Below are 22,144 nucleotides of genomic sequence, written 5' to 3' on the forward strand. Positions count from 1 at the left end.
CAGTATTCCACACTGCAACCGACGCCCGCTGGCGCTCAGGCGTTTCCAAGTTGCCGCGCAGGACATCGCCGGTTATAGCTGTCCGGCTGTGCCTTGATCCCGGTTCTCTATTTTTTCAGGCTTGCGAGCTGTTGCTGCGCCAGTTGTGCAGTCGAGGTGTTCGGATACTGCGTCTGGAGCTGCTGGTAGTAGGTGGCCGCTTCTTTAGGGTTATACGTCCGGTCGAGATCGGCAAGCTCGAGCAGCGCCACCGCCCGGGGCATGGTGGCAGAATCCTGCTGGGTGAGGGCAAGCAGCAAAGCGTGCGCCTTGGCCAGATCTCCATTCTCAATCGCCAGGTTGGCCAAGGCGTGCTTGGCTGCCGCGGCGACCGTGGCATCACTCGATCGGGATGCGACTTCCAGGTCGGCTTCGGCCTTCTTGTTGGCCTCGGGAGTCTTTTCGTCGAGCTCGGCCAGCCCTAGATAGTAATGAGCAAGCCTTCCGGCATCTGTAGAACCATAGTTGTCCACCACGGCTTGAAACTGCGTCACCGCAGCCGCGCCACGAGACTTGGCATCAGGAAAGGAGACGGTTGCCGGCGCCGGGGCCGCGGCGGTCAGCGGCGCATGCAAGGTGTTGAGCGCCTGCGCCAGCAGGGCATTCGCCTTCTGGTTGCGGGACTGCCGCCAGGCAAACAAGCCATACCCAAGGAAGGCCACCACGACGACAACAACGATGGTGGTGAGAATGGCTTTTTGATGCTGGAGATAAAACTCGTAGGCGGCATCCATGCCGCTGACGAACTCATCACTTTTAAGCTCGCGACGACTGATTTGGGCCAAGGGAACCTCGAGAGCGTCTGCGGCGACGCGGCAGCAGAGTAAACCTTAATGCTAGCGGCGCTCGCGCACACTGTCAAACCGGCAGCGGAGAAACTTGTACCCTGCAGGCGCCAAACCGCATCCAAGCCTCAGATCCGGGTAGTAGAGGAGGCAGGCGATTGACAGAACGCGCTAAGGCCGGTATGGTTAATCATTTTGAAGCGGCGGATATCTTCAGACGCCGCGGGAGGGTGAGCATGGATCGCAGAAAGCTCGAACAGTTCCAGAAAAAGCTGCTGCAAAAGCAGCAAGAGCTTACGCAAGCGGTGGCCCGCAATGAGCAGGATGGCCGCGCTGCCGATGAAGAGGCGACTCAGGACATCGCCGACAAGGCCACCAACTCCTATACCAAGGAATTTCTCTTCCATCAAAGCAACGCCGACCGCACCCAACTGCAGCTCGTGAACGACGCGCTCGCGCGGATTCGGGAAGGCAGCTTTGGCGAATGCATCGCCTGCGGCGAGGAGCTCAACCTGAAGCGGCTGGAAGCGGTTCCCTGGGCCGGTCTGTGCATTGCCTGTCAGGAGAAGATGGAACAAGGCGTAGTGGCGTAACCCCGGACCATCGGCCGGCCGGGGGCGGCGGGGTGTCGTGGCTGGGCAGCGTGTTATGATGAGAACGCTTCCAGACAGGGCATTTTGGGAGGGAAATCTTCAGCCGCCGCCATGCCATCGCAGTCCGCGGCCCAGCCAGCGCGGCTCCGCCGCTCCAAGCGCAATCGCTCATCGGTGCGCTCGTTTGCCTGCTGTTCCCATCACCCTGTAAGTTGTGTGGTCGCGATCTGCGGCATGCCGGCCGCTTGCCGGTCTGCGCAACCTGCCTGAACGAAATCCGCCCGCCGGCGAGCGAGGCGTGTGGGCGGTGCGGTCACGCGCTGGCGGCGCCGCTGGACGAAGGCTCGCGCATCTGCCTGCATTGCCTGGCGCATCCGGCGGAGTATGACGGGGCGGTGTGCGCGGCGGCCTATGAGGGACGCGGGCGGGAGCTGATCCATCTACTGAAATTCCGTGGCGTGCGAACCGCGGCCGAATACTGGGCGCAACGCCTGGCGGCGCTGACGAGCGAATTACCGGAAACGCCCGAGCTCGTGACACCCGTTCCGCTGGGCAAAAAGCGGCAACGGGAGCGGGGTTTCAATCAAAGCAGCGAGATCGCGCGGCGGTTGGCGAAAAAAATTGACTGCCGGTATGAGCCTCATGCTCTGGAGCGGCAGCGCGAAACCCGGCCGCAATCAGAGCTGCCCCTCGCCGACCGGCAACGCAATTTGCAGCATGCCTTCGCGGCGGATCGGCAGCGGGTAGCAGGCCGAAGCGTGCTGCTGGTAGACGACGTGCTGACGACGGGGGCAACGGCGCGCGCCGCGGCGCAGGCGCTGTGCGCGGCGGGCGCACGCCGGGTCATGCTGGCCACGGCGGCGCGCGCCGACCTGCATCAGGCCGCGCCGCGGGTGAAGGAGGCCGTAGCGTGACCGCGCTAGCCCTGTCACGAGCGGGAGCGGAGGTGGCTCGCCACTTTTTGCCCTGGTCGCTCCCGCCGGACCCCAGCCCGGCGAGCGCTCCTGCCGAGGCCGGCACCGGCGGCCAGCCGGCGCGGTGGAAGCGATGAGTGCAGCAGTCGCAACTCCGCTGCAGTCGGCGCCGCTGCTGCGGCCCGTGCTGGTGCTGAACGCCAGCTATGAACCCATCAACGTGTGCGCGGCGCGGCGCGCGCTGGTGCTGGTGCTCAAAGGCGCGGCGCGGACCGAGGAGGTGCACAGCAGCTACTTTCACAGCAGCCGCACGCGCTATCCGGTGCCATCGGTGATCCGGCTGCTGGATTACCGGCGCATTCCACACCGCTCGCGGGCCCTGTCGCGCAAGAACATTCTGCTGCGCGACCGCAATACCTGCCAGTACTGCGGCGCCGCGTGCGCCGCGCCGGCGCTGACGCTCGACCACGTCCTCCCACGCTCGCGCGGCGGCAAAAGCACCTGGGAAAACCTCGTGGCCTGCTGCCACAGTTGCAATCACCGCAAAGGCGACAGCCTGCCCCTCGAAGCCGGCATGAAACTGCTGCGCGAGCCGCAGCCGTTCAGCCTGCACACCAGCCGGCACCTGATCCGGATGATGGGCCGGAGCGACGAACAGTGGCGGAAGTACCTGTTTTTCTGAGTTTACAGTTCACAGTTTACAGTTCACAGTTTGAGCGGGGCGGCGGAGGGGGCGCGCGGGGGCGTGACCGCCGGAACTGAAAACTGACGACTGAGAACTGATAACTTGTAGCTATGGATTTCCTGTTTTCGCCTTGGAGGTATCAGTACATCCGGGAGGCACGCAGCGACGGGCAGCAATGCGTATTGTGCCGGGAGCTGACGAGCGGGGACGATGCGGCCAGCCTGGTCGTGCTGCGCGGCGCGCAGTGCGCTATCGTGCTGAACCGGTATCCCTATACCAGCGGACATATGATGATCCTGCCGTACGCCCACTGCGCCACGCTGACGGCATGCGGAGCGGCGGCGCGCGGAGAAATGATCGAGCTGGCGGCGCGGGCCGAGCGCGTGCTGGAGCAGGAATACAAGGCGCAGGGGCTGAACGTAGGACTGAACCTGGGTGAAGCGGCGGGGGCAGGCATTGCCGGGCATTTGCACCTGCATGTCGTTCCGCGCTGGCGCGGGGACGCCAATTTTATGACCGTGGTGGGGGAAACGCGGGTGCTGCCCGAGGATCTGAGCGAAACCTATCGGCGCTTACGCGCCGCGTTCGCTGCTACTCCTCCCAGCGCTTGAACAACAGCGCCGCGTTGGTGCCACCGAAGCCGAAGGAGTTCGACAGGACGTAGCGGATGGCGCGCGGCTTGGCGTGGTTGGGGGTGTAGTCGAGGTCGCAGTCGGGGTCAGGGGTTTGGTAGTTGGCCGTGGGTGGCACGGTCTGGTGCTGGAGCGCGAGCACGCTGATGCCGGCTTCAAGGCCGCCGGCGCCGCCGAGCAGATGGCCGGTCATCGACTTGGTCGAGCTGACGGCGGCCTTGTAGGCGTGCTCGCCGAAGAGGCGCTTGATCGCCATGGTTTCGAACTTGTCGTTGTAGGATGTCGAGGTGCCGTGGGCGTTGATGTAGTCGACCTGCCCGGGCGCGACGCCGGCATCGGCGAGTGTCTGCTGCATGGCGCGGAAGGCGCCATCGCCGGAGTCCTCGGGCATGGTGATGTGAAAGGCATCGGCCGACATGCCATAGCCGACGGCTTCGGCCAGAATTTTGGCGCCGCGGCGGCGCGCGAATTCGAGTTCCTCGAGCACCAGGATGCCACTGCCCTCCCCAATCACAAAACCGTCGCGGGTGAGATCAAAGGGACGGCTGGCGTGCTCGGGGTCGTCGTTGCGAGTGGAGAGCGCCTTCATGGAGGCAAAGCCGGCGACGCTCAGCGGTGTGATGGCTGCCTCCGTGCCACCGGCGATCATAGCGTCGGCATAGCCGTGCTGAATGAGCCGGATGGCGTCGCCGAGGGAGTGACTGCCCGAGGCACAGGCGGTGCAGGCGGCGGAATTGGGACCTTTGGCGTTGTAGCGGATGGAGACGTGTCCCGCCGCCAAGTTGACGATGGTGGCGGGAATAAAAAACGGCGAGACACGGCGGGGGCCGAACTGAAGCAGGTTGGCATGTTCGCGTTCGATGACATCGAATCCCCCGATGCCGCTGCCGATGTGCACGCCTACGCGGGGCGCCAGCGCATCATCGACTTTCAACCCGGAGCCGGCCATCGCCTCGGCAGCCGCGGCCAGCGCAAATTGGATAAAGAGCCCCATCTTCTTGAGCTCTTTTTTCTCGATGAACTGGAAGGGATCAAACGCCTTCACCTCGGCGGCGAAGCGGCAGCTATAGGCGGACGCGTCGAAATGGGTAATGGGCGCAACGCCACTCCGCGCCGCCAGCAAGCCTTCCCAGGTTTGGGCTGAGGTCAGGCCCACCGCCGACACGAGGCCGACGCCGGTAACGACCACACGATTTCTAGAGTTCAGGATTTATCCCCTACTTTGCCTTTGATGTAATCAATGGCGTCCTGGACGCGGCGGATCTTTTCTGTGTCCTCATCGGGGATTTGTACTTCGAACGCGGTCTCAAACTCCATCACCAGCTCGACCAGGTCGAGTGAGTCGGCGCCCAGGTCCTCGACGAAGGAGGCATTGGGAGTGACTTCGGCGGGTTCGACCCCGAGTTTTTCCACCACGATTTGACGGACTTTTTCTTCGATCTCACCAGCCATGGGCATCGTCCTCCGGCCCCGCACGGCAGACAGCCGGCACGGGGGCGCGAAAACCAATCATACACGGAATTCGAGATAGGCTGCCAGACGTTCCGTCGCGATGGCGCCGGCGCGGATGAGGCGCGGTGCGGGGCCGCAGAGATCGACGATGGTAGAGGGAAGAGCGGAAGGCGACGGGCCCGCATCAATCACGAGAGGGCAGTCTTCGCCGAGTTGGGCGATCACTTCGGCGGCGGTGCGGCAGGAGGGTGCGCCGCTGCGATTGGCGCTGGTGGCGGTCAGCGGGAAACCGGTGGCGGCGAGCAGCGCCATCAGAAAGGGGAGGCCGGGCTGCCGGATGGCAATGGTTCCCGTCCCGGCGGTAAGCGCGGCGGGCACGTGGGGAGCAGCTGGAAGCACCAGGGTCAGCGGACCGGGCCAGAAGGCGGCGGTAAGCTCGAGGAAGCGGGGCGGAAGCTGCGTGGCGAGCGTGGCGGCCTGCGCCGCGTCGCGCACGACGACGGGAAGGGGTTTGTGGAAGTCGCGGCCCTTGAGCGCGAAGACGCGGCCGATGGCAACGGCGTCAAGCGCGTTGGCGGCAAGACCGTAGAGGGTGTCGGTGGGAACGGCGGCGATGCCGCCGGCAGCGAGAAGCCGAAGCAGCTCGGGAATGGCGGCGGGATCGTCGGTGGCAAGAACGCGAGGCATATGAGGACGGGTAATCAACTTGGCGCGGCCCTGAAAAACAACGAAGGGGAGCGATCGCTCGCCCCCCTTCGCCCAATTCCCGAAGAAATGCTACTTCTTTTTCTTCGAGGTCTTCTTTTTCGCCGCCGGCTTCTTTGCAGCCTTCTTGGCGGGTTTCTTCGTAGGCATGAACTATTCTCCAATCGAACAAGATCTGCGCGAGTAGATCCACGCAGGTTTAGTGAATGTATAGAATTTTGCGGAAGCGAGTGTCAAGGAAAAAATGAAGCGAGGAACTCCGGATCGCAACCGGAAGGCGTGCGCTCTCGTCTGATGAAAGAAGTGATGAAGACAATTCCGGTCGTCGCCGTGATGTTGCTGCTGCTCGCGCCGCTGACGCGGGCGCAGCTCTTGCCGCAGTCGCAGATCGCGCCGGTGCGGGCGCCGCAGGCGGCGAAAAAAGCGAAGCTGCCGCAAGTGCCGACGCTGGTGGCGAACGTAAATCTGGTGAACATGGTTTTCAGCGTCGAGGATTTGCACGGCGGCTTTGTGCCTGGTTTGACGAAAGAAGATTTCCGCGTGCAGGAAGACGGCAAGCCGCAGGTGATCGAATTTTTCTCGGCAGAAAATGCATTGCCGCTCACGCTGGGACTGCTGCTCGACACCAGCCCCAGCCAGAGCGGCGTACTGACGGAAGAGCAGCGCATCAGCGATCAGTTTTTCCACCAGGTGATCCGGCCGAAGGACCTCGCCTACGTGATCGGCTTCGATATCCAGGTGCAGTTGCTGCAGGACTTGACGGCGCAGAGCGACCGCCTCGCCGCCGCCGTCAACCACGCCCACATCGGAGGCGCGGACGCCTCGAGCGTGGGCGTGAACCCGGGAGATTTTCCCAGCCAGGGGCCAGTGGGCGCAACGCATCTGTGGGATGCGATCGTGCTCGCCTGCCGCGACGAGATGGCGCAGCAGGTGGGGCGCAAAGCCATCATCGTGGTCACCGACGGCGGCGAGCAGGGCAGCAGCTACACGAACCAGGACGCCTTGCGGGCTGCGCTCGACAGCAATACCACCGTCTTCGCCGTCATGACCGTCGACCGTCACTTTGGCGTTTATGGCTACGACCGCGGCCCGGGCCCGGGCGAGTTGAAAAAGATTTCTGAGCAGACCGGCGGCCGCACCATCAACGCCGGCAACAACCTCGCCAAGGCCTTTGCGCAGCTCGAGGCGGAGTTGCGCAGCCAGTACTCGCTCGGCTACCACAGCAACCTGCCGCCCTCGCCGGGGGCGTTCCGCACGGTGCACATCGAACTGCAGGGAGCGGCAGCGCAGGCGCATAGCGGCGTACGCCTTCGCGCGCGCTCCGGCTACTTCGCGCCGGGCGCGCCGCGGGTGCACTGAACCGGATACCGGCGGCGCGTGCGGACCACCCGACGCTGCCCGGCACGGGCGCGGCGCCTAGGCTATCAGCTATCAGCTATCAGCTATCAGCTATCAGCTCGGATGCGGGCAGCCGAGAGTGAGGAGGCGGCGCCCGGTTTTAGAATCCGCCGCCGGGACCGCGGTGGTCGTGCTCTTTTTTGTCCTTGTGTTCGTGCCTGAATCTGCCATTGCCGTTGCGCTGCTGATGGCGGACTTCGGCGCCACGGCCGTGGCCGCGGCCGCGGCTGTAGCTGCGGCGGCCTTCGGCGCGTTCGCCGCGAACGCCGTTGCGGTCGATGTAGGTGGTATGGATGACGGCGCGGTTCACGCGCCAAACGCCGGTGTTGTAGTAGAAGCGCCGGCCCGACCAGTGGCCGCCGGCGAAACCGGCGCCGTAGTAGCCGTAGCCATAGTTGATGCCCCCGTAATAGCCGACGCGCGGGCTCCAGTAGCCGCGATGCCAGACGTAGTCGTCTGGTGCGTCGCCTTCCTCGTCGTCTTGCGCGTTGTCTCGCGCGCGGGCCCAGTAGCCGGGAGTCCAGAGAAGTCCCGGCTGGGGCGCCATGACCCAGGTACCCGGGACCCAGTAGTAGCCGTCGGGACCGTAGGCCCAGTAGCCAGGAGTCCAAAGGTAACCGGGTCCGGGGCAGACTGGCTGCACCGCGAGGACACGCAGGGGCGGCGGGCCGATGCGGACGGAAATGCCGACGGCGACCTGCGCGGCGACGCGCCGCGGCAAAGCAAGGGGCAAAGCGGCCAGTAAGGTGAGAATCAACACCGGGTGCATTTTGCGCATGGGAACCCCCGTCCTAACCGCAAGCTGCGGCTGCCTGCTAATTAGAGTCAGATGGGTGAGGGAAGGGAGTCAGAAAAGTTTCGGGGTTCGAGTGTTCGCTGGGGGATGCAGGCGGCGACGGGGGCGTAGGAGAGGCGGTGAAGGGGAGACGGGCCGCAGCGGGCGAGGGCGGCGAGGTGGGGCGGGGTGCCGTAGCCTTTGTTGCTGGCGAGATGGTAGGCCGGGAAGATGACATCCCAGTGCGCCATGAGAGCATCGCGGTAGACCTTGGCGATGATGGAGGCGGCGGCAATCGAGATCGAAAGGGCGTCGCCGTGGATCAGAGGGCGCTGGGGGAGGGGGGAGTCGAGCGAGACAGCGTCGAGCAGAAGGAAGTCGGGAGGAAGCGGAAGTGATTGCACGGCGGCGAGCATGGCGCGGCGCGAGGCCTGGAGGATGTTGACGCAGTCGATGAGACCAGCATCACAGGCCGCGATGGCGAACGCCAGCGCACGGTGGCGGATATGGCCGTCGAGGCGCTCGCGCTCCGGCGCGTCGAGAAGTTTGGAATCGTTGAGGCCGCGGATGCGGTCTTCCGGGTTGAGGATGACGGCAGCGGCAACCACCGGTCCGAAGAGGGCGCCGCGGCCGACTTCGTCGACGCCGGCCACTAGACGATGGCCTGCGGCGAACGCTTGCTTTTCGAATGCGCTGCTGCAGCGCATACAAGCTACGCTTTGGCGGCGGTGGTTTCGGTGATCTCGCGCAGGCGGGCGGCTTTGCCGCGCAGGCCGCGCAGGTAGTAGAGCTTGGCACGGCGGACGCGGCCGCTCCGCACCACCTCGACCTTGTCGATCACGCGCGCATTCACCGGGAAAATGCGCTCGACCCCCTGGCCAAAGGAGATCTTGCGGACGGTAAAGGAACGGCGCGCACTGCGGTCGTTGCGGGCGATGCAGACGCCCTCGAAGGCCTGGACGCGCTCCTTATCGCCTTCAATGATTTTCACGTGCACGCGGACGGTATCGCCGGGGTGGAACGGCGGCAGGGCCGTTCCGGCCTGCTGATCGACAAACTTTTGAAGGGCGGGTTTAAGGCTCATGGAAGACTCCGGCGAGAGACAGATGCTTAGTTTAGCAGATCGGGATGGGAAGCGACGGGAGAGGGAAAAGGGAAAAGGGAAAAGGGAAAAGCTAAGAGAGGGGGCGGACCGAAAGGTCGGGGCGGAGGCGGCGGGCTTTGGCCTGGGCTTGCGCGCGGCGCCAGGCAGCAATGTCGGCGTGGTGGCCGGAACGGAGGACTTCGGGGACTTGCCAGCCGCGGAAATCGACGGGGCGGGTGTAGTGAGGGCAATCGAGCGCGGTGGGATCGGTGAAGGATTCGTTGATGGACGATTGTTCGTCCCCGAGGACGCCGGGGAGCAGGCGCGCCGTGGCATCGAGCACCAGGGCCGCGGCCAGTTCGCCACCCGAAAGCACGAAATCGCCGATGGAAATTTCCTCATCGATCATATGTGCAGCCACGCGCTCGTCGACGCCTTCATAGCGGCCACAGATCAGGATGAGGCGATCGAGCGAGGCGAAACCGCGGGCATCCGCCTGATGGAAGCGGCGGCCTTGCGCGGAAAGGAGAGCGACCCGCGTGGAGTCCGAATCGGCTGCGGGGCCGGGCTCGCGGCCGAGCAGCGACGCAAGACAGGCATAGATTGGCTCGGGCTTCATCACCATGCCCTCGCCGCCGCCAAAGGGGCGGTCGTCGGTGATGCGATGCGGCGGCGGCGCCCAGTCGCGCAGGTTGTGGACGGCGATATCGATGATGCCGGCGGTGCGGGCACGGGCGACGACGCCGTGATCCAAAGGGCCGCGGAAGAAGTCCGGAAAAATCGTGATCAGGTCAAACTTCATTCAATATCGAGGAGGCCGTCCGGCAGAGTGAGGTGGATGGCGCCGGCGGGGATGGCCAGTTCGCGGACGTAGGCAGCGGCAAAGGGGATGAGCACTTCCCTGCCCGTGGCGTCCTCGACGTGGAGGAGGTCAGCAGCGCCGGGGACGGGTTCGATGGCTTGCAGGACGCCGAGCAGGCGGTTGCCATCAAAGACGCGGCAACCGATGAGATCTTCAGTGTGCAGGCGGCCTTCCGGGGCGGGAGCACGCTCGGAGCGCGGAAGCTGCACCTCGGCGCCGACCCACGGCTCGGCAGCGTTGAGATCGGAGATTTCGGCAAAAGCGAGGATGAGCCAGCCTTTGTGCGGCCAGCGGCGGGTGATGGTCACGGGTTGGCGCGTGCCGGAGCGGCTGAGCAGAAAGACACGCTCCAGCGAGTCGAAGCGGTGGGGAATGTCCGAGAGAACGTCGAGGGCAAGCTCGCCCTTGCGACCCTGCGTTTTGACGACACGGGCGAGCGTGATCCAGTCAGACGGGACGGCCGTCATCCTCGGGATCCATAATGTTGAGTCCGGGGCGCTCGTAACCGCCGCCGCCCACGGCGTGGTAGCTGCCCTCGAGCAGGGCGCGCAGGGCACGCGCGGTCCGGCCGCCGCGGCCGACCACGCGCGGGAAGTCCTCCGGGGCAACGCGCAACTCCCAGTTGGGCGCGCCATGCTCGCCCGAGCCGGGACGGCGCGGCACGGCGAGCACCTGCACCTGCTCGGGATACTGGACGAGGCCGCGCACGAGGAAATTGAGGAGGGATTCCATAGCTACGCCGCCGGCGCAGCCGTGGCGCGTTCTTTGACGCGACGGAGGAGATTGGCGACGGTGTCGGAGACCTGGGCGCCATGGGAGCGCCAGTACTCGATGCGCTCGACATTCAGATCGATCAGCGCCGGGTTGGGCACGGGGTTGTAGGTGCCCAGAATTTCGAGGGAGCGGCCGTTGCGGGCAGAGCTTTTTTCAAGCAACAGGACGCGATAAAACGGCTTTTTGCTGGTGCCCTGACGGGCGAGGCGGATGGCTAGCACAGTGACAGTCTCCTTGAATCAGGCTTCTTTTTCCGGTAAGCCGGGAAGGTTGGCGCCCATCAGTTTCTTGGTGAGGAACGAGGACGCGGAAACGGATTTGAACATTTTACGCATCTGGACGTACTGCTTCAGCACTTGATTCACGTCCTGAACGGTAACGCCGGCGCCGCGGGCGATGCGCTTGCGGCGGCCGCCGTTGAGTACCTGATGATGCAGGCGCTCCTGCTGGGTCATGGAATTGATGATGGCCTCGACGCGCGTGATCTGCGATTCATCGATCTGAGCGGAAGCTTTATGCAACTGCTGAAAGGGGCCGACGCGGGGCAGCATCTTGATGAGGCTTTCCATCGAGCCCAGCTTGCGCACCTGCTTGAGCTGGTCGCGGAAGTCGGCCAGGGTGAAGCTGTCGGTGCGCATGCGCTTTTCCAGCTCCATCGCCTGGCGGCGGTCGACGGTGGCCTCGGCGCGCTCGATCAGGCTCAGGATGTCGCCCATGCCGAGGATGCGGCTGGCGATGCGGTCGGGGTGAAAAATTTCAAGGCCGTCGAGGCGCTCGCTGGTGCCCATGAATTTGATGGGCTGGCCGGTCACGCGGCGAATGGACAGGGCGGCGCCGCCGCGGCTGTCGCCATCCATTTTGGTCAGAATGACGCCGGTGAGCGCGAGCTGATCGTGAAAGGCGCGGGCGGAACGTACGGCATCCTGACCGGTCATGGCGTCGGCCACGAAGAGGATTTCCTGGGGCGTGAGCAGCGCCTTGAGCTGCCGCATCTCGCCCATCAGATCCTCGTCAATGTGCAGGCGGCCGGCGGTGTCGACGATAAGCACGTCGCAGCCCTGCCGGACGGCCTCGCGGCGCGCGCCCTTGGCTAAATCGAGCACCCACCCCGTGGACTGATCGTGATGGGCCGGTTCGGCGCCCTCGGCAACCACCTCTTTGCCGGCAAACAGCGGCGCCGGGATTTGCTCCGCCAGCAGCGCCAACTGCTCGCGCGCGGCCGGACGGTAAACGTCCACCGAAACCAGAATGGGCCGGTGGCCTTGCTGTCGCAGGAAGCGCGCCAGTTTGGCACTGGAAGTGGTTTTGCCGGACCCTTGCAGTCCGGCCATAAGCACTACCGCCGGCGGCCGATTGGACTTGAGATTGAGTTTGGCCTCGCCGCCCAGGACTTCCAGCAGCTCATCGCGCAGAATTTTGACCACCTGCTCGGCGGGGGAGAGCGAGCTGAGCACTTCCTGACCCAAAGCCCGCTCGCGAATGGCCGCCAGCATCTCATCCGCCACACTCTCGCTGACATCAGCTTCGAGCAGGGCGAGACGGATCTCGTTCAGCGGCTCGGCAATGTTGGCCTCGCTCAGGCGGCCTTCGCCACGCAGCGTCTTGAAGACGCGCTGCAATTTGTCGGACAGGGACTCGAACATAGGCTGAAACAGTAAAAGCGCCTGAGAGGCGCATCTTGATTGTAACAGGGGACCGGGGCCAGAGGTCAGGACCGGCGACGCCCGGAGCAGCAGGAGGATCGGTTGCGTGCCATGCGGGGGTGGGTTATCGTGGAAATCGCGTTCGTGTGCGCACAGCGCGCATCCTGCAGGGAGGGAATCCACTCTGATCTATAAAAGGCTTCATCTGCCCAATCCGAGCAGGTGGCTCGTAGGGCTATGTGTACCGGCGCTGGCGGGGCTGGCGGCAGCGCAAGCGCCGGGAACAGCCAGCGCAAACAGTGATGCGCTTCTGGTGGTACCGAACCTGCATCAGGGATTGTTCCTGGGCCACAGCGGCGCCGCCGTTCTGGGCTGGAGCCTGATCATCTGCGCGCTGGGGCTGCTGTTCGGGCTGGTAACCTACGCGCGGCTGCGGGATTTGCCCGTGCATGCGGCGATGCGGCAGGTTTCGGAACTGATCTGGGAGACGTGCAAGACCTATCTGATCACGCAGGGAAAGTTCCTGGCGGCGCTCGAAGCCCTGATCGCCATCGTCATTCTGATCTACTTTGGCTACTTCGATAACATGGGCGCGGCCAAAGTCGCCACGATTTTCGGCTTTAGCGTGCTGGGCATTCTGGGGAGTTATGCCATTGCCTGGTATGGCATCCGCGTCAACACATTTGCCAACAGCCGCACCGCGTTCGCCAGCCTGAAGGGCGAGCCGTACTCGGTCTACGCGATTCCGCTGCGCTCGGGGATGAGTATCGGAATGGTGCTGATCTCGCTCGAGCTGGCAATCATGCTCTGTATTCTGCTGTTCATCCCCGGCAGCTACGCCGGGCCGTGCTTCATCGGGTTTGCGATTGGGGAATCGCTGGGGGCGGCGGTGCTGCGTGTGGCGGGCGGGATTTTCACCAAAATTGCCGATATCGGCGCCGACCTGATGAAGATCGTCTTTGGCGTGAAGGAAGACGATGCGCGCAACCCGGGCGTGATTGCCGACTGCGCCGGCGATAACGCCGGCGATTCAGTGGGGCCGTCGGCGGACGGGTTTGAGACCTACGGCGTGACAGCAGTAGCGTTGATCACCTTCATCGTGCTGGCCGTGAAAGACACGCTGGTGCAAGTGCAATTGCTGGTGTGGGTGTTCTCGCTGGGCGCGGTCATGCTGCTGGCAGCGGGCATCGCGTACTTCGTGAATCAGGCGATCGCCAAGGCCAGGTACCAGCACCGCGCCCACTTCAATTTTGAAAGTCCGCTGACGTCACTGGTGTGGATCAGCGCGATTTGCTCGATCATCGCCACCTATGTCGTTTCCTATTTTCTGGTGCCAGTGATTGCCGGCAACCACAGCTTGTGGTGGGAACTGGCGACAGTCGTAAGCTGCGGCACCCTGGCTGGCGCAGTGATTCCGGAAGTGGTGAAGGTGTTTACTTCAACGGATTCAGGGCACGTGCGCGAGGTCGTGACCTCGTCAGAAGAGGGCGGCAGCTCGCTGAATATTCTGTCGGGCATGGTGGCGGGCAGTTTCAGCGCCTTCTGGCTGGGGTTCATCATATTGGGACTGATGGCGCTGGGCTACTGGGTGTCGACGGGCGGACTCTCGGCGCCGGGGTTAATGGAGGCGCCGGCGGTATTTGCCTTTGGGCTGGTGGCGTTCGGGTTTCTGAGCATGGGCCCGGTGACGGTCGCGGTGGATTCCTACGGCCCGGTCGCCGACAACGCCCAGTCGGTATACGAGCTCTCGCTGATCGAACAGATCCCGGACATTGAGCGCGAACTGGAGTCGAAATACGGCTTCCGGCCCGACTTCGCGCTGGCCAAGAAGAATCTGGAAGAAAACGACGGCGCCGGCAACACCTTCAAGGCGACAGCCAAACCGGTGCTGATCGGCACCGCGGTGGTGGGCGTCACGACGCTGATATTTTCCATCGTCATGGCGCTGACGCACGGTCTGACGGTGAACCTGGACAAGCTGTCGATTCTGTATCCGCCGTTCCTGCTGGGGCTGCTGGGCGGCGGCGCAGTGATTTACTGGTTCACCGGCGCCGCCACGCAAGCGGTCACCACTGGCGCCTACCGCGCGGTCGAGTTCATCAAGAACAACATGCAACTGGACGGGACCGCCAAGGCGTCGACGGAAGACAGCAAGAAAGTCGTCGCGATCTGCACCCGCTATGCGCAGAAGGGGCTGGTGAACATCTTTATCGCGGTGTTCTTTGCGGCGCTGGCCTTCGCCTTCGCCGAGCCGTTCCTGTTCATCGGCTACCTGATAGCGATCGCCTTTTTCGGCCTCTATCAGGCCATTTTCATGGCCAACGCGGGCGGCGCCTGGGACAACGCCAAAAAGATCGTCGAGACCGAGATGGAGAAAAAAGGGACGCCGCTGCATGCGGCCACCATCGTCGGCGATACCGTCGGCGATCCCTTCAAAGACACCTCATCCGTCGCTCTGAATCCCATCATCAAGTTCACCACGTTGTTTGGATTGCTGGCGGTCGAGCTGGCCGTATCGCTCACCGGGCGCGAAGGCACCGCGCTCGGGCGCTGGCTGGCGGGATTGTTCTTCCTCATCATGCTGGTGTTCGTGTGGCGATCGTTCTACACGATGCGCATCGAACGCAGCGCAAAAACGGCAGAGGAGCCGGAACAACCCGAGCTGGAAGTTACGCAATAGCCGCCGGAAGCGTGCCCGCACGACCGGCCCTCGTGGCGAGCTAGAGCGGTTTTAGCATCGCTGTAGCCCGCAAGGAGCTGACCGCATGCGGCTTCGATACCAGGAGAAGCCGCACGCACTTCGCCGGAGCGAGCCACACTTACGCTAAAACCGCTCTAGACTACAGCCATGGGGCGCGTGCGCCAGGCGAGGATGGTTCTGGCGGTCAGCGCTTCGCTTCTGCTTAGCGCCGCAGCCGTGCAAGGTCACGCTTCGGCTGATTTTGCCGCGACGAAAACCGCCGCGACCAATCACTTCTACAACCTCGAGTATCCGCAAGCGATCGCCGGATTTCGGGAGATCGCCGACGCCAAGCCCCACGCCGCGGGAGCGTGGAACCATCTGGCGCAGGCTGAGCTGTATCAGGAGATGCACCGCATCGGAGCGCTGGAGTCGACCCTGTACGGCAAAAGCGATGCGTTTTTGCGGCGGAAGCTGCTACCGCCCGACCCCAGCACCGTAGCCACAATCGAAGAGGATTTGGGGCGGGCGAAGGCCTGCGCCCAGGCGGCCCTCGCCACCAATCCCGATGACGCCCAGGCACATTACGATCTGGCGGTGGCGTGGGGCCTCGATGCGAACCTGGCGTTCTCTGTGAAGAAGGCGTACTGGAGCGCATTGGGTGACGCCAAAAATGCGCGGCGCGAAGCTGATATCGCGCATAAGCTGAAACCGGCGTGGGTGGATCCGCTGCTGATCATCGGGGTGCAGAACTACGTCGCCGGCAGCCTGCCCTGGACGATGAAGGTCTTCACCAGCGTCATCGGCTATCGCGGGAATAAGAAACGGGGCTTGCAGCAGGTGGCAGAGGTGGCGGCACATGGCGAGCGCGCGCGCACCGACGCAGCGGTGCTGCTGGCGGTCGCGTACCGGCGCGACGGTAACAACCGTGCCGCGGCGGCGTTGTTCGCCCGCCTGACGGAGCAGTATCCCCGCAACGTGCTGTTTGCGGTGGAAACGGGCGAGGCGCAGGAAGCGGCGGGCGAGCACGCCGCGGCGCACGCGACTTTCGAGGCGATCTTGCAGCGGGCGCGGGCGGGCGCACCGGGATACGAGAAGGCGCCGCGGGCGCAGGTCTGGTACGACCTGGGTTCGATTGCGGCACTGTACTCACAATGGCCGGAAGCGGCACACGACTATCAGCGGGCCGCGCAGGTGCCCGATGCGCCGCCACACTACCGGGAGGCCGCGCGGAAAGCCGCAGCGATAGCGGCAAGCAAGGCCGGCAGCGGAGGCTAGGCAGCCGGCCAGGCCACGCCCAGATCGCGCGCCGCTGCCGCCAGCGGCGCATCCGCGGTCCAGAGGCGGAGATCCGCCGCCAGCGCGGAGGCCAGCAGGTGGGCGTCGATCCAGTGCAGGCCACGTCCGTGAAGGTGGCGCGAGCGCACCAGGGAAACGACCGCATCGTGCTCTGCGAGAGGTGCGGCTGGCAATCGGGCGTAGGCGTCGAGGAATGCGACTCGTCCGCCAGGATCGCCGATCAACAGTTCGCCGTAGACAAGAGGATGAGCGGCCAGCTCGCCGCGAGAGGTCAGGGCGGCTGCTTCGGCGGCATACGGTTCGCGATTCTGGAGCGCACGCAGGAGCACCGAGGTGTCAGCAAGAATCATCTTCCGGCAGCCTTTGCCCGTGCCCGCCGCTTCTGCCGGCGAGGGTTGGGGTTGTAACGTTCTGCCTGCTGCAATGCAGCCCGGTACTGCCGCTCCAGAGCGTCGGGTTCAGATCCCCAGAAGGTATTCAGTTTGGCGTAAACCTCACGCCGGGCGAGCTCCTCAAGACCGAGGCGCACCGTCTCGGTATCGGTGCGCGCACCGGCCGCCTTGCGGGCGCGGGCCAGTAAGCCAGCGTCGATGTTCATCGTCTTCTTCATACATACATTTTAGCGCCTGCGTATGGTTCCAGGTGCGGTGGTGGAGTTGCCGTGGGCAGCGTAGGTGGCGGCCATCTGGTCGTGGAGCTGCTGGGCGAGGGCGGTGGCGTCGTGGCGGGTGAGGCCGGCGGTGGAGATGGGCGGGCCGATGAGGAGCTGGACGCGGCCGGGGCGGAGATGGGCGGTGGTGGGCTGGAGGATCTCGTAGGTGCCGACGAGGACGATGGGCACGATCGGGACCTGGGCCTGAATGGCGATGAAGAAGGCGCCGGGGACGAAGGGCTGCATGGCGCCGGAGAAGCTACGGCCGGCTTCCGGAAAAATGAAGAGCGGCAAGCCGGCGGCAACGGCAGCGGCGGCCTGATGCAGACTGCGCATCGAGGCACGCGGGTTGGATTGATCGACCGCCAGGTGCTGGGCACGGCGGAGATGACCGCCAAGGAACGGAATTTTGAACAGACCCTGTTTGGCGAGAATGCGGAACTGCAAGGGAAGCACGGCGAACAGGACCGGTACGTCCATATAGCTGAGGTGATTGCAAATGATGACCTTGGGACCAGGCATGAGGTGGGCAAGGCCTTCGACTTTGACGTGGATACCCCCGAGGCGCAACAACATCCGCGCCCAGGCTTGGGCGACGCGGTGCTGACGAGCGCCGGATTCGTCAAAGCGAGAACAGGCCATGGAGACCAAGCCGTAGGCGGCTGTAGTCAAGCCATACAGCGGCGCAAAGATGAGGCCGGAGCGGAGACGGGAACTGGTGTAGCTGAGCTTCGACATTACGGAGCGCCGCATCCATAGTCGCGTGCTTCACCCACCAGGTACAAGGAGCCGGTGACGAAGATGGGCCGGCTCGCATCGCCGGCGGCGCTGAGGCGGCGAGCGGCGGTGAGGGCTTCCGGGTAGGTGGCGGCGATCTCCCACTGCGGCGCCAGCGGGCCATAGGTTTCCGCCAGCGCGGCCGGGGCGAGAGCGCGGGGGTGATGGGCGGGCGCGGTCAGCACCACCGCGGCGGCGCGCGGGAACAGAAGCTCACAGATCTCTTCGACCGCTTTGTCGCGCATGCAGCCGAAGATCAATACCGGCGCCGGGTGCGCGCCACGATATTCGTCGAGAAAGGCCGCCAGGGCGCGCGCCGCCATGGGATTGTGGGCGCCATCGAGAAAGACTTCGGGGTGGTCGCAGAGGCGCTCCAGGCGGCCGGGCCAGCGGATGGAGGCAAAGCCGTCGCTGATGGCGGCTTCGGGAATTGGAAAACCGCAAGCCGCCAGCGCACGACAAAGGGCGGCAGCGACAGCGGCGTTCACGTGTTGATGGGCGCCTCGCAAAGCGGTAGCGGGTGCGGCCGCGACTTCCGCAGGCGTGATGGCATGGAGCGAAACACCCGCAGATTGGCAGCGGGCCGCGATCACCGCCATGGCTTCGGCCGGTTGGAGTGCGACGATCACGCTCCGGATGCCCGGCTTGATGATGCCGGCCTTTTCGCCGGCAATCGAAGGAATATCAGGACCGAGAAAGGCTTCGTGATCGAGGCCGATGGGGGTGATGGCGGCCAGGAGCGGCGCCAGAACGTTGGTGGCGTCGAGACGGCCCCCGAGGCCAACCTCGACGACGGCCAACTCGATGCGGGCGCGCGCCAAGGCGAGAAAACCGATGGCGGTCATGACCTCGAAAAATGACGGCGGATACGGCAGTTCGCCTGTAGCCAGCAGTTGTTCGACCACATCGCGCACGCGGGTCGCCGCCGAGGCCAGCGCCTCCGGGTCAAGATCGTCGCCGGCGATGCGAATGCGCTCGTTGACCCGCTGCAGGTGCGGCGAGGTGTAGAGGCCAACGCGATAGCCGGCGGCGTGGGCAGCGGAGGCCACCAAAGCTGCGGTTGAGCCTTTGCCGTTAGTGCCGGCGATATGAACGCTGGCGAAAGCATGATGGGGATCGCCGAGCGGCGCCAATAGCCGGGCGATGGTGGCGAGGGTGAACTTACGGCCGGGATGCAACTCGGCGCCAAGCTCGTGCAGATACTGAAGCGACTCGTCTGGGGTCACAACAGAGAGGGTTGAGAGGTCGCGGCGTGGGCCTGTTGCTCTTTGGGTTCAGCGGCGTGGAGAAAGGCAAGGGCGCGGGCAAGATAGGCGCGCAGATCTTTGCGCGCAACGATGGCGTCGAGCATGCCGTGGGCGAGCAGGAACTCGCTGCGCTGGAAGTCGGGCGGGAGCTTCTGGCGGATGGTCTGCTCGATGACGCGCGGACCGGCAAAGCCGATGAGCGCGCCGGGCTCGGCAATATTGAGATCGCCCAGCATGGCAAAGCTGGCGGTGACGCCGCCGGTGGTGGGGTCGGTGAGCAGCGAGATGAAAGGGATGCCGGCTTCATCAAGCCGGGCGAGCGCCGCAGAAATTTTGCCCATCTGCATCAGGCTGACGGCGCCTTCCATCATGCGCGCGCCGCCGGAGGCGGAGATAATGATCAGCGGCTCGCGGGCGGCAAGCGAGGCCTCGACGGCGCGGGTGATCTTTTCGCCGACCACGGCCCCCATGCTGCCGCCGATGAAGCCATACTCCATGGCACAGACGTAGACCGGCTGGCTCTCGATGGCGCCGTGGGCGGTGATGAGGGCGTCGGCAAGGCCGGTGGCCTGCTGCGCCGCCTTCAACCGGTCGGCGTAGGATTTGCGGTCCACGAAATGGAGCGGGTCCGCCGAGGCCAGGGCGGTGTCGAGCTCTTCGTAGCGGCCGTCGTCGAGCAGAAACTGCAGGCGGGTGCGGGCGTCTATGCGGAAATGACGCTGGCAGTGCGGGCAAACGTGCAGATGGGCGGCCAGATCCTTTTTCCAGATGATGGCGCGGCAGCCCTCGCACTTGAGCCACAAGCCCTCGGTGCGGACGTGTTTGTCGGCAACTGAGGGCAGAGGATGGTGTTCGCGCCGGAACCAGGGCATGGCTACCGCGAAACCAGACTTGGTTTCATGGGCTGCGGTTTATGACGTGCGGCTTTTCCTGATGTCAAAGCCGCATACGATTTGGTTGGAGTTGCCATAGCAGGTCTGGTTTCGCTCTAGTACTCGATGCCCCGCTGGGCGAGAATGCCCTTTTGATAGGCGTGTTTGATGTCGCGCATTTCCGTGACCGTATCGGCCAGCTCGACGATGCTGGGGTGGGCGTTGCGGCCGGTGAGGATGACGTGCACCTGCTCGGGCTTGGTTTTGAGAAACTCGACGACCGGCTCGGGCGCCAGCATGTGGTAGGAAATGGCGTAGTTGATTTCGTCGAGAATCACCAGATCCCAGTCGCCGCTCGCAATGTCGCGCTTGGCTTCCTCCCAGGCGGCCTCGACCAGCCGCACATCCTCCGGGTCGGGCTTTTCTTCGCCGACTTTGACAAACCCGCGGCCCATCTGACGGATGACAAACTTGTCGCCAAAGGCCTGCACCGCGTCGAGCTCGCCATAGTGCCACGAACCCTTGATGAACTGCAGCACCAGCACCTTGAGGCCGGCGCCGACGGCGCGCAGACCGGTACCGAGCGCCGCGGTGGTTTTGCCTTTGCCGGGGCCGGTGTGGACGATGATGAGACCGGGCACGGGTATAGTTTAGATGAATGACGGAAATTGCGGAACTGGAGACGATTTTGCGGGCGTGCGCGCCGCTGCTGGTGGCCTACTCGGGCGGGGTGGATTCGGCTTATCTGGCCTATGCCGCGCAACAGGCCGCCCCAGGGCAAATGCTGGCGGTGATTGCGGATTCCCCGAGCCTGCCGCGCAACGCCTTGAAGGATGCGGTAGCGTTTGCCGAGGCGCACCATATCCCCTGCGAAGTCATTCATACCGGGGAGATGGACGACCCCAATTACCGGCGCAACGCCCCCGACCGCTGCTACTTCTGCAAGGATGAACTGTTCCGCCGGATGGAGGCGGAACTGGCGCGCCGGCCCGAGTTCCGCACGCTCGCCTACGGCGTTAACGCCGACGACAAGCTGGAGTTCCGGCCGGGACACCGGGCGGCGCAAGAGCACGGCGTGCGCGCGCCGCTGCGCGAAGCGGGGCTGGACAAGGCGGAAATCCGGCGGCGGGCGCACGAGGCGGGCCTGGAGGTGTGGGACCGTCCGGCCGCGGCGTGCCTGGCGAGCCGCGTTGCCTATGGGATTGCCGTGACGCCGGAGGTGCTGGCACGCATTGAGCAGGGCGAAGAGGCGCTGTACGCCCTGGGCTTCCAGCAGGTGCGGGTGCGGTTTCACCGCGAAATCGTTCGCATCGAGATTGCCCGCGAGGAGCTGCTGCGCGCACTCACGCTGGAAATGGCGGACGCACTGACGGCGATTTTCCGCAAGCTGGGGTTCCGCTACGTGACGCTCGATTTGGAAGGCTACCGGACCGGGTCGCTGAATCAGGGGCCAGGGGCTAAGGGTCAGGGGCCAGAGGTCAGAGGTCAGGGGTCAGGGCTTGCGCCTCGTTGAGCCGGTGCTCAAGCCGCGCGTTTGGGGCAGCCGCGACTTGCGCGCTTGGTACCCCGACGCCGCGGCGCGCACCGAACCGATCGGCGAAGCGTGGCTCTCGCCCGAGAATTGCCCGGTGCTGGTGAAGCTGCTGTTTCCGCGGGAACGGCTCTCGGTGCAGGTGCATCCGGACGATGCCTATGCGGCGGCGCATGGCCTGGGACGCGGCAAAAGCGAAGCCTGGTATGTGGTCAGCGCCGAGCCGGGAGCGCAAGTGGGCGTGGGGCTGCGCGCAGGCGTTAGCTTCACCGATCTGGAGGCCGCGTGCCGGGCAGGACGCGGCGCCGGGATGCTGCACTGGTTCGAGGTGCACGCCGGCGAGGTCATCACCGTACCCGCCGGAACGGTGCATGCCATCGGAGGAGGATCGGTGCTGCTGGAAGTGCAGCAGCCGTCGGATACGACCTTCCGGCTGGACGACTACGGACGCGGGCGGGAGCTGCATCTGGAGCCGGGAATGGAGGTTGCGCGCCAAACCGATGGCGGGCGGTGCGCGGCGGCGACGAGCGGGTTATTGCTGCACACACCGTTTTTTCAGTTGTGGCGATGGGAGGGGCCGGTCAGGATCGGCGCGGCGGACGAGGCCCGCTGGCTGGTAAATTTGACCAGTGGAGGAACCATCCCCAGAGGATGGTTGGCGGAGCTGGCGGCGGGTGAAAGCTTCGAACAGGCAGAGGCCGCTACGATCATGGAGGTTCGAGCGGGCCAAGAATGGGGTTGACCG

The 22,144-nt window shown here is 64.7% G+C and carries 27 protein-coding genes; 9 read left to right on the forward strand and 18 right to left on the reverse strand.

What is annotated here, in order from left to right; genetic code table 11:
* Window positions 1–107 precede the first annotated feature (107 nt).
* On the reverse strand, window positions 108–824 hold the full coding sequence (locus tag EPN33_05605) for a tetratricopeptide repeat protein (GenBank protein TAN22973.1): 717 nt from the start codon (window positions 822–824) through the stop codon (window positions 108–110).
* 236 nt (window positions 825–1,060) lie between these two features.
* On the opposite strand from EPN33_05605, the gene EPN33_05610 reads away from it, so the two are divergent.
* The 4 genes from EPN33_05610 to EPN33_05625 all read left to right on the forward strand — a co-directional run bounded on the left by EPN33_05610 (window position 1,061) and on the right by EPN33_05625 (window position 3,627).
* On the forward strand, window positions 1,061–1,417 hold the full coding sequence (locus EPN33_05610) for a TraR/DksA family transcriptional regulator (protein ID TAN22974.1): 357 nt from the start codon (window positions 1,061–1,063) through the stop codon (window positions 1,415–1,417).
* Between the two features lie 95 nt (window positions 1,418–1,512).
* Complete coding sequence (locus EPN33_05615; protein TAN22975.1) at window positions 1,513–2,331, forward strand: ComF family protein; 819 nt, start codon at window positions 1,513–1,515, stop codon at window positions 2,329–2,331.
* Between the two features lie 133 nt (window positions 2,332–2,464).
* Window positions 2,465–3,013: an HNH endonuclease gene (locus EPN33_05620; protein ID TAN22976.1), complete on the forward strand. Its 549-nt coding sequence runs from the start codon at window positions 2,465–2,467 to the stop codon at window positions 3,011–3,013.
* Between the two features lie 113 nt (window positions 3,014–3,126).
* A complete protein-coding gene (locus tag EPN33_05625; protein ID TAN22977.1) occupies window positions 3,127–3,627 on the forward strand; it encodes an HIT domain-containing protein in 501 nt (166 codons plus the stop codon).
* Here the strand turns inward: EPN33_05625 and fabF are convergent.
* From fabF to EPN33_05640, 3 genes are read right to left on the reverse strand one after another with little or no spacing between them, the layout of a single operon-like run.
* Window positions 3,608–4,855 carry a beta-ketoacyl-[acyl-carrier-protein] synthase II gene (fabF, locus tag EPN33_05630; GenBank protein TAN22978.1) on the reverse strand — a complete coding sequence of 416 codons (1,248 nt, stop codon included), beginning with the start codon at window positions 4,853–4,855 and terminating at the stop codon, window positions 3,608–3,610. The genes EPN33_05625 and fabF overlap by 20 nt on opposite strands.
* Window positions 4,852–5,100, reverse strand: a complete 249-nt coding sequence (locus EPN33_05635; protein TAN23145.1) for an acyl carrier protein — start codon at window positions 5,098–5,100, stop codon at window positions 4,852–4,854. The genes fabF and EPN33_05635 overlap by 4 nt, the downstream gene beginning before the upstream one ends.
* A gap of 57 nt (window positions 5,101–5,157) precedes the next feature.
* Window positions 5,158–5,787, reverse strand: a complete 630-nt coding sequence (locus EPN33_05640; GenBank protein ID TAN22979.1) for a threonylcarbamoyl-AMP synthase — start codon at window positions 5,785–5,787, stop codon at window positions 5,158–5,160.
* Between the two features lie 324 nt (window positions 5,788–6,111).
* Here EPN33_05640 and EPN33_05645 point away from each other — a divergent pair, with 324 nt between their 5' ends.
* Entirely contained in the window at window positions 6,112–7,164 is a 1,053-nt protein-coding gene (locus EPN33_05645; protein TAN22980.1) for a VWA domain-containing protein, read from the forward strand.
* 139 nt (window positions 7,165–7,303) lie between these two features.
* Here the strand turns inward: EPN33_05645 and EPN33_05650 are convergent, their stop codons facing one another.
* The 8 genes from EPN33_05650 to EPN33_05685 form a co-directional block, all read right to left on the reverse strand.
* Window positions 7,304–7,972 (reverse strand): hypothetical protein, encoded by a 669-nt coding sequence (locus tag EPN33_05650; protein ID TAN23146.1) that lies wholly within the window; start codon window positions 7,970–7,972, stop codon window positions 7,304–7,306.
* Between the two features lie 56 nt (window positions 7,973–8,028).
* Complete coding sequence (locus EPN33_05655; protein ID TAN22981.1) at window positions 8,029–8,685, reverse strand: ribonuclease HII; 657 nt, start codon at window positions 8,683–8,685, stop codon at window positions 8,029–8,031.
* A 5-nt stretch (window positions 8,686–8,690) separates the two neighbouring features.
* Complete coding sequence (locus EPN33_05660) at window positions 8,691–9,062, reverse strand: 50S ribosomal protein L19 (protein ID TAN22982.1); 372 nt, start codon at window positions 9,060–9,062, stop codon at window positions 8,691–8,693.
* Between the two features lie 91 nt (window positions 9,063–9,153).
* Window positions 9,154–9,864 (reverse strand): tRNA (guanosine(37)-N1)-methyltransferase TrmD, encoded by a 711-nt coding sequence (gene trmD, locus EPN33_05665; GenBank protein ID TAN22983.1) that lies wholly within the window; start codon window positions 9,862–9,864, stop codon window positions 9,154–9,156.
* Window positions 9,861–10,391, reverse strand: coding sequence for a 16S rRNA processing protein RimM (rimM, locus tag EPN33_05670; GenBank protein ID TAN22984.1), 531 nt, complete (start codon window positions 10,389–10,391; stop codon window positions 9,861–9,863). The genes trmD and rimM overlap by 4 nt, the downstream gene beginning before the upstream one ends.
* The gene (locus tag EPN33_05675) at window positions 10,372–10,656 is read right to left on the reverse strand and encodes a KH domain-containing protein (protein ID TAN22985.1); all 285 of its coding nucleotides are present in this window, start codon (window positions 10,654–10,656) and stop codon (window positions 10,372–10,374) included. Before EPN33_05675 ends, rimM begins: the two co-directional genes overlap by 20 nt.
* A gap of 2 nt (window positions 10,657–10,658) precedes the next feature.
* A complete protein-coding gene (gene rpsP, locus EPN33_05680) occupies window positions 10,659–10,919 on the reverse strand; it encodes a 30S ribosomal protein S16 (protein TAN22986.1) in 261 nt (86 codons plus the stop codon).
* Window positions 10,920–10,937: 18 nt separating this feature from the next.
* Window positions 10,938–12,341, reverse strand: a complete 1,404-nt coding sequence (locus EPN33_05685) for a signal recognition particle protein (protein TAN22987.1) — start codon at window positions 12,339–12,341, stop codon at window positions 10,938–10,940.
* Between the two features lie 184 nt (window positions 12,342–12,525).
* Here EPN33_05685 and EPN33_05690 point away from each other — a divergent pair, with 184 nt between their 5' ends.
* Window positions 12,526–15,021: a sodium-translocating pyrophosphatase gene (locus tag EPN33_05690; protein TAN23147.1), complete on the forward strand. Its 2,496-nt coding sequence runs from the start codon at window positions 12,526–12,528 to the stop codon at window positions 15,019–15,021.
* A 168-nt stretch (window positions 15,022–15,189) separates the two neighbouring features.
* Window positions 15,190–16,299, forward strand: coding sequence for a DUF3808 domain-containing protein (locus EPN33_05695; GenBank protein ID TAN22988.1), 1,110 nt, complete (start codon window positions 15,190–15,192; stop codon window positions 16,297–16,299).
* Here EPN33_05695 and EPN33_05700 read toward each other — a convergent pair.
* From EPN33_05700 to cobO, 6 genes are all read right to left on the reverse strand, one after another.
* Window positions 16,296–16,670 carry a PIN domain-containing protein gene (locus EPN33_05700; protein ID TAN22989.1) on the reverse strand — a complete coding sequence of 125 codons (375 nt, stop codon included), beginning with the start codon at window positions 16,668–16,670 and terminating at the stop codon, window positions 16,296–16,298. The genes EPN33_05695 and EPN33_05700 overlap by 4 nt on opposite strands.
* A complete protein-coding gene (locus EPN33_05705; protein ID TAN22990.1) occupies window positions 16,667–16,930 on the reverse strand; it encodes a hypothetical protein in 264 nt (87 codons plus the stop codon). Before EPN33_05705 ends, EPN33_05700 begins: the two co-directional genes overlap by 4 nt.
* A gap of 9 nt (window positions 16,931–16,939) precedes the next feature.
* Window positions 16,940–17,725 (reverse strand): 1-acyl-sn-glycerol-3-phosphate acyltransferase, encoded by a 786-nt coding sequence (locus EPN33_05710; GenBank protein TAN22991.1) that lies wholly within the window; start codon window positions 17,723–17,725, stop codon window positions 16,940–16,942.
* Window positions 17,710–18,975 carry a bifunctional folylpolyglutamate synthase/dihydrofolate synthase gene (locus tag EPN33_05715; GenBank protein TAN22992.1) on the reverse strand — a complete coding sequence of 422 codons (1,266 nt, stop codon included), beginning with the start codon at window positions 18,973–18,975 and terminating at the stop codon, window positions 17,710–17,712. Before EPN33_05715 ends, EPN33_05710 begins: the two co-directional genes overlap by 16 nt.
* Complete coding sequence (locus EPN33_05720) at window positions 18,972–19,868, reverse strand: acetyl-CoA carboxylase carboxyltransferase subunit beta (GenBank protein TAN22993.1); 897 nt, start codon at window positions 19,866–19,868, stop codon at window positions 18,972–18,974. The genes EPN33_05715 and EPN33_05720 overlap by 4 nt, the downstream gene beginning before the upstream one ends.
* Before the next feature lie 116 nt (window positions 19,869–19,984).
* Window positions 19,985–20,515, reverse strand: a complete 531-nt coding sequence (gene cobO, locus EPN33_05725; protein ID TAN22994.1) for a cob(I)yrinic acid a,c-diamide adenosyltransferase — start codon at window positions 20,513–20,515, stop codon at window positions 19,985–19,987.
* Window positions 20,516–20,526: 11 nt separating this feature from the next.
* On the opposite strand from cobO, the gene larE reads away from it, so the two are divergent.
* Both larE and EPN33_05735 read left to right on the forward strand, forming a co-directional pair.
* The gene (larE, locus tag EPN33_05730; GenBank protein TAN22995.1) at window positions 20,527–21,381 is read left to right on the forward strand and encodes an ATP-dependent sacrificial sulfur transferase LarE; all 855 of its coding nucleotides are present in this window, start codon (window positions 20,527–20,529) and stop codon (window positions 21,379–21,381) included.
* Entirely contained in the window at window positions 21,368–22,141 is a 774-nt protein-coding gene (locus tag EPN33_05735) for a mannose-6-phosphate isomerase (GenBank protein ID TAN22996.1), read from the forward strand. Before larE ends, EPN33_05735 begins: the two co-directional genes overlap by 14 nt.
* Window positions 22,142–22,144: the final 3 nt, after the last annotated feature.

It is taken from the genome of Acidobacteriota bacterium, assembly GCA_004299485.1.
Taxonomy (GTDB): domain Bacteria; phylum Acidobacteriota; class Terriglobia; order Terriglobales; family SCQP01; genus SCQP01.

Bases quoted from the DNA above. Each gene is read 5' to 3' on its own strand.
- EPN33_05610 (TAN22974.1), top strand. From the start codon at position 1,061: ATGGATCGCAGAAAGCTCGAACAGTTCCAGAAAAAGCTGCTGCAAAAG.
- EPN33_05620 (TAN22976.1), top strand. From the start codon at position 2,465: ATGAGTGCAGCAGTCGCAACTCCGCTGCAGTCGGCGCCGCTGCTGCGG.
- EPN33_05625 (TAN22977.1), top strand. From the start codon at position 3,127: ATGGATTTCCTGTTTTCGCCTTGGAGGTATCAGTACATCCGGGAGGCA.
- EPN33_05635 (TAN23145.1), bottom strand. From the start codon at position 5,100: ATGGCTGGTGAGATCGAAGAAAAAGTCCGTCAAATCGTGGTGGAAAAA.
- EPN33_05640 (TAN22979.1), bottom strand. From the start codon at position 5,787: ATGCCTCGCGTTCTTGCCACCGACGATCCCGCCGCCATTCCCGAGCTG.
- EPN33_05645 (TAN22980.1), top strand. From the start codon at position 6,112: ATGAAGACAATTCCGGTCGTCGCCGTGATGTTGCTGCTGCTCGCGCCG.
- EPN33_05650 (TAN23146.1), bottom strand. From the start codon at position 7,972: ATGCACCCGGTGTTGATTCTCACCTTACTGGCCGCTTTGCCCCTTGCT.
- EPN33_05655 (TAN22981.1), bottom strand. From the start codon at position 8,685: ATGCGCTGCAGCAGCGCATTCGAAAAGCAAGCGTTCGCCGCAGGCCAT.
- EPN33_05660 (TAN22982.1), bottom strand. From the start codon at position 9,062: ATGAGCCTTAAACCCGCCCTTCAAAAGTTTGTCGATCAGCAGGCCGGA.
- trmD (TAN22983.1), bottom strand. From the start codon at position 9,864: ATGAAGTTTGACCTGATCACGATTTTTCCGGACTTCTTCCGCGGCCCT.
- rimM (TAN22984.1), bottom strand. From the start codon at position 10,391: ATGACGGCCGTCCCGTCTGACTGGATCACGCTCGCCCGTGTCGTCAAA.
- EPN33_05675 (TAN22985.1), bottom strand. From the start codon at position 10,656: ATGGAATCCCTCCTCAATTTCCTCGTGCGCGGCCTCGTCCAGTATCCC.
- EPN33_05685 (TAN22987.1), bottom strand. From the start codon at position 12,341: ATGTTCGAGTCCCTGTCCGACAAATTGCAGCGCGTCTTCAAGACGCTG.
- EPN33_05695 (TAN22988.1), top strand. From the start codon at position 15,190: ATGGGGCGCGTGCGCCAGGCGAGGATGGTTCTGGCGGTCAGCGCTTCG.
- EPN33_05700 (TAN22989.1), bottom strand. From the start codon at position 16,670: ATGATTCTTGCTGACACCTCGGTGCTCCTGCGTGCGCTCCAGAATCGC.
- EPN33_05705 (TAN22990.1), bottom strand. From the start codon at position 16,930: ATGAAGAAGACGATGAACATCGACGCTGGCTTACTGGCCCGCGCCCGC.
- EPN33_05710 (TAN22991.1), bottom strand. From the start codon at position 17,725: ATGCGGCGCTCCGTAATGTCGAAGCTCAGCTACACCAGTTCCCGTCTC.
- EPN33_05720 (TAN22993.1), bottom strand. From the start codon at position 19,868: ATGCCCTGGTTCCGGCGCGAACACCATCCTCTGCCCTCAGTTGCCGAC.
- larE (TAN22995.1), top strand. From the start codon at position 20,527: ATGACGGAAATTGCGGAACTGGAGACGATTTTGCGGGCGTGCGCGCCG.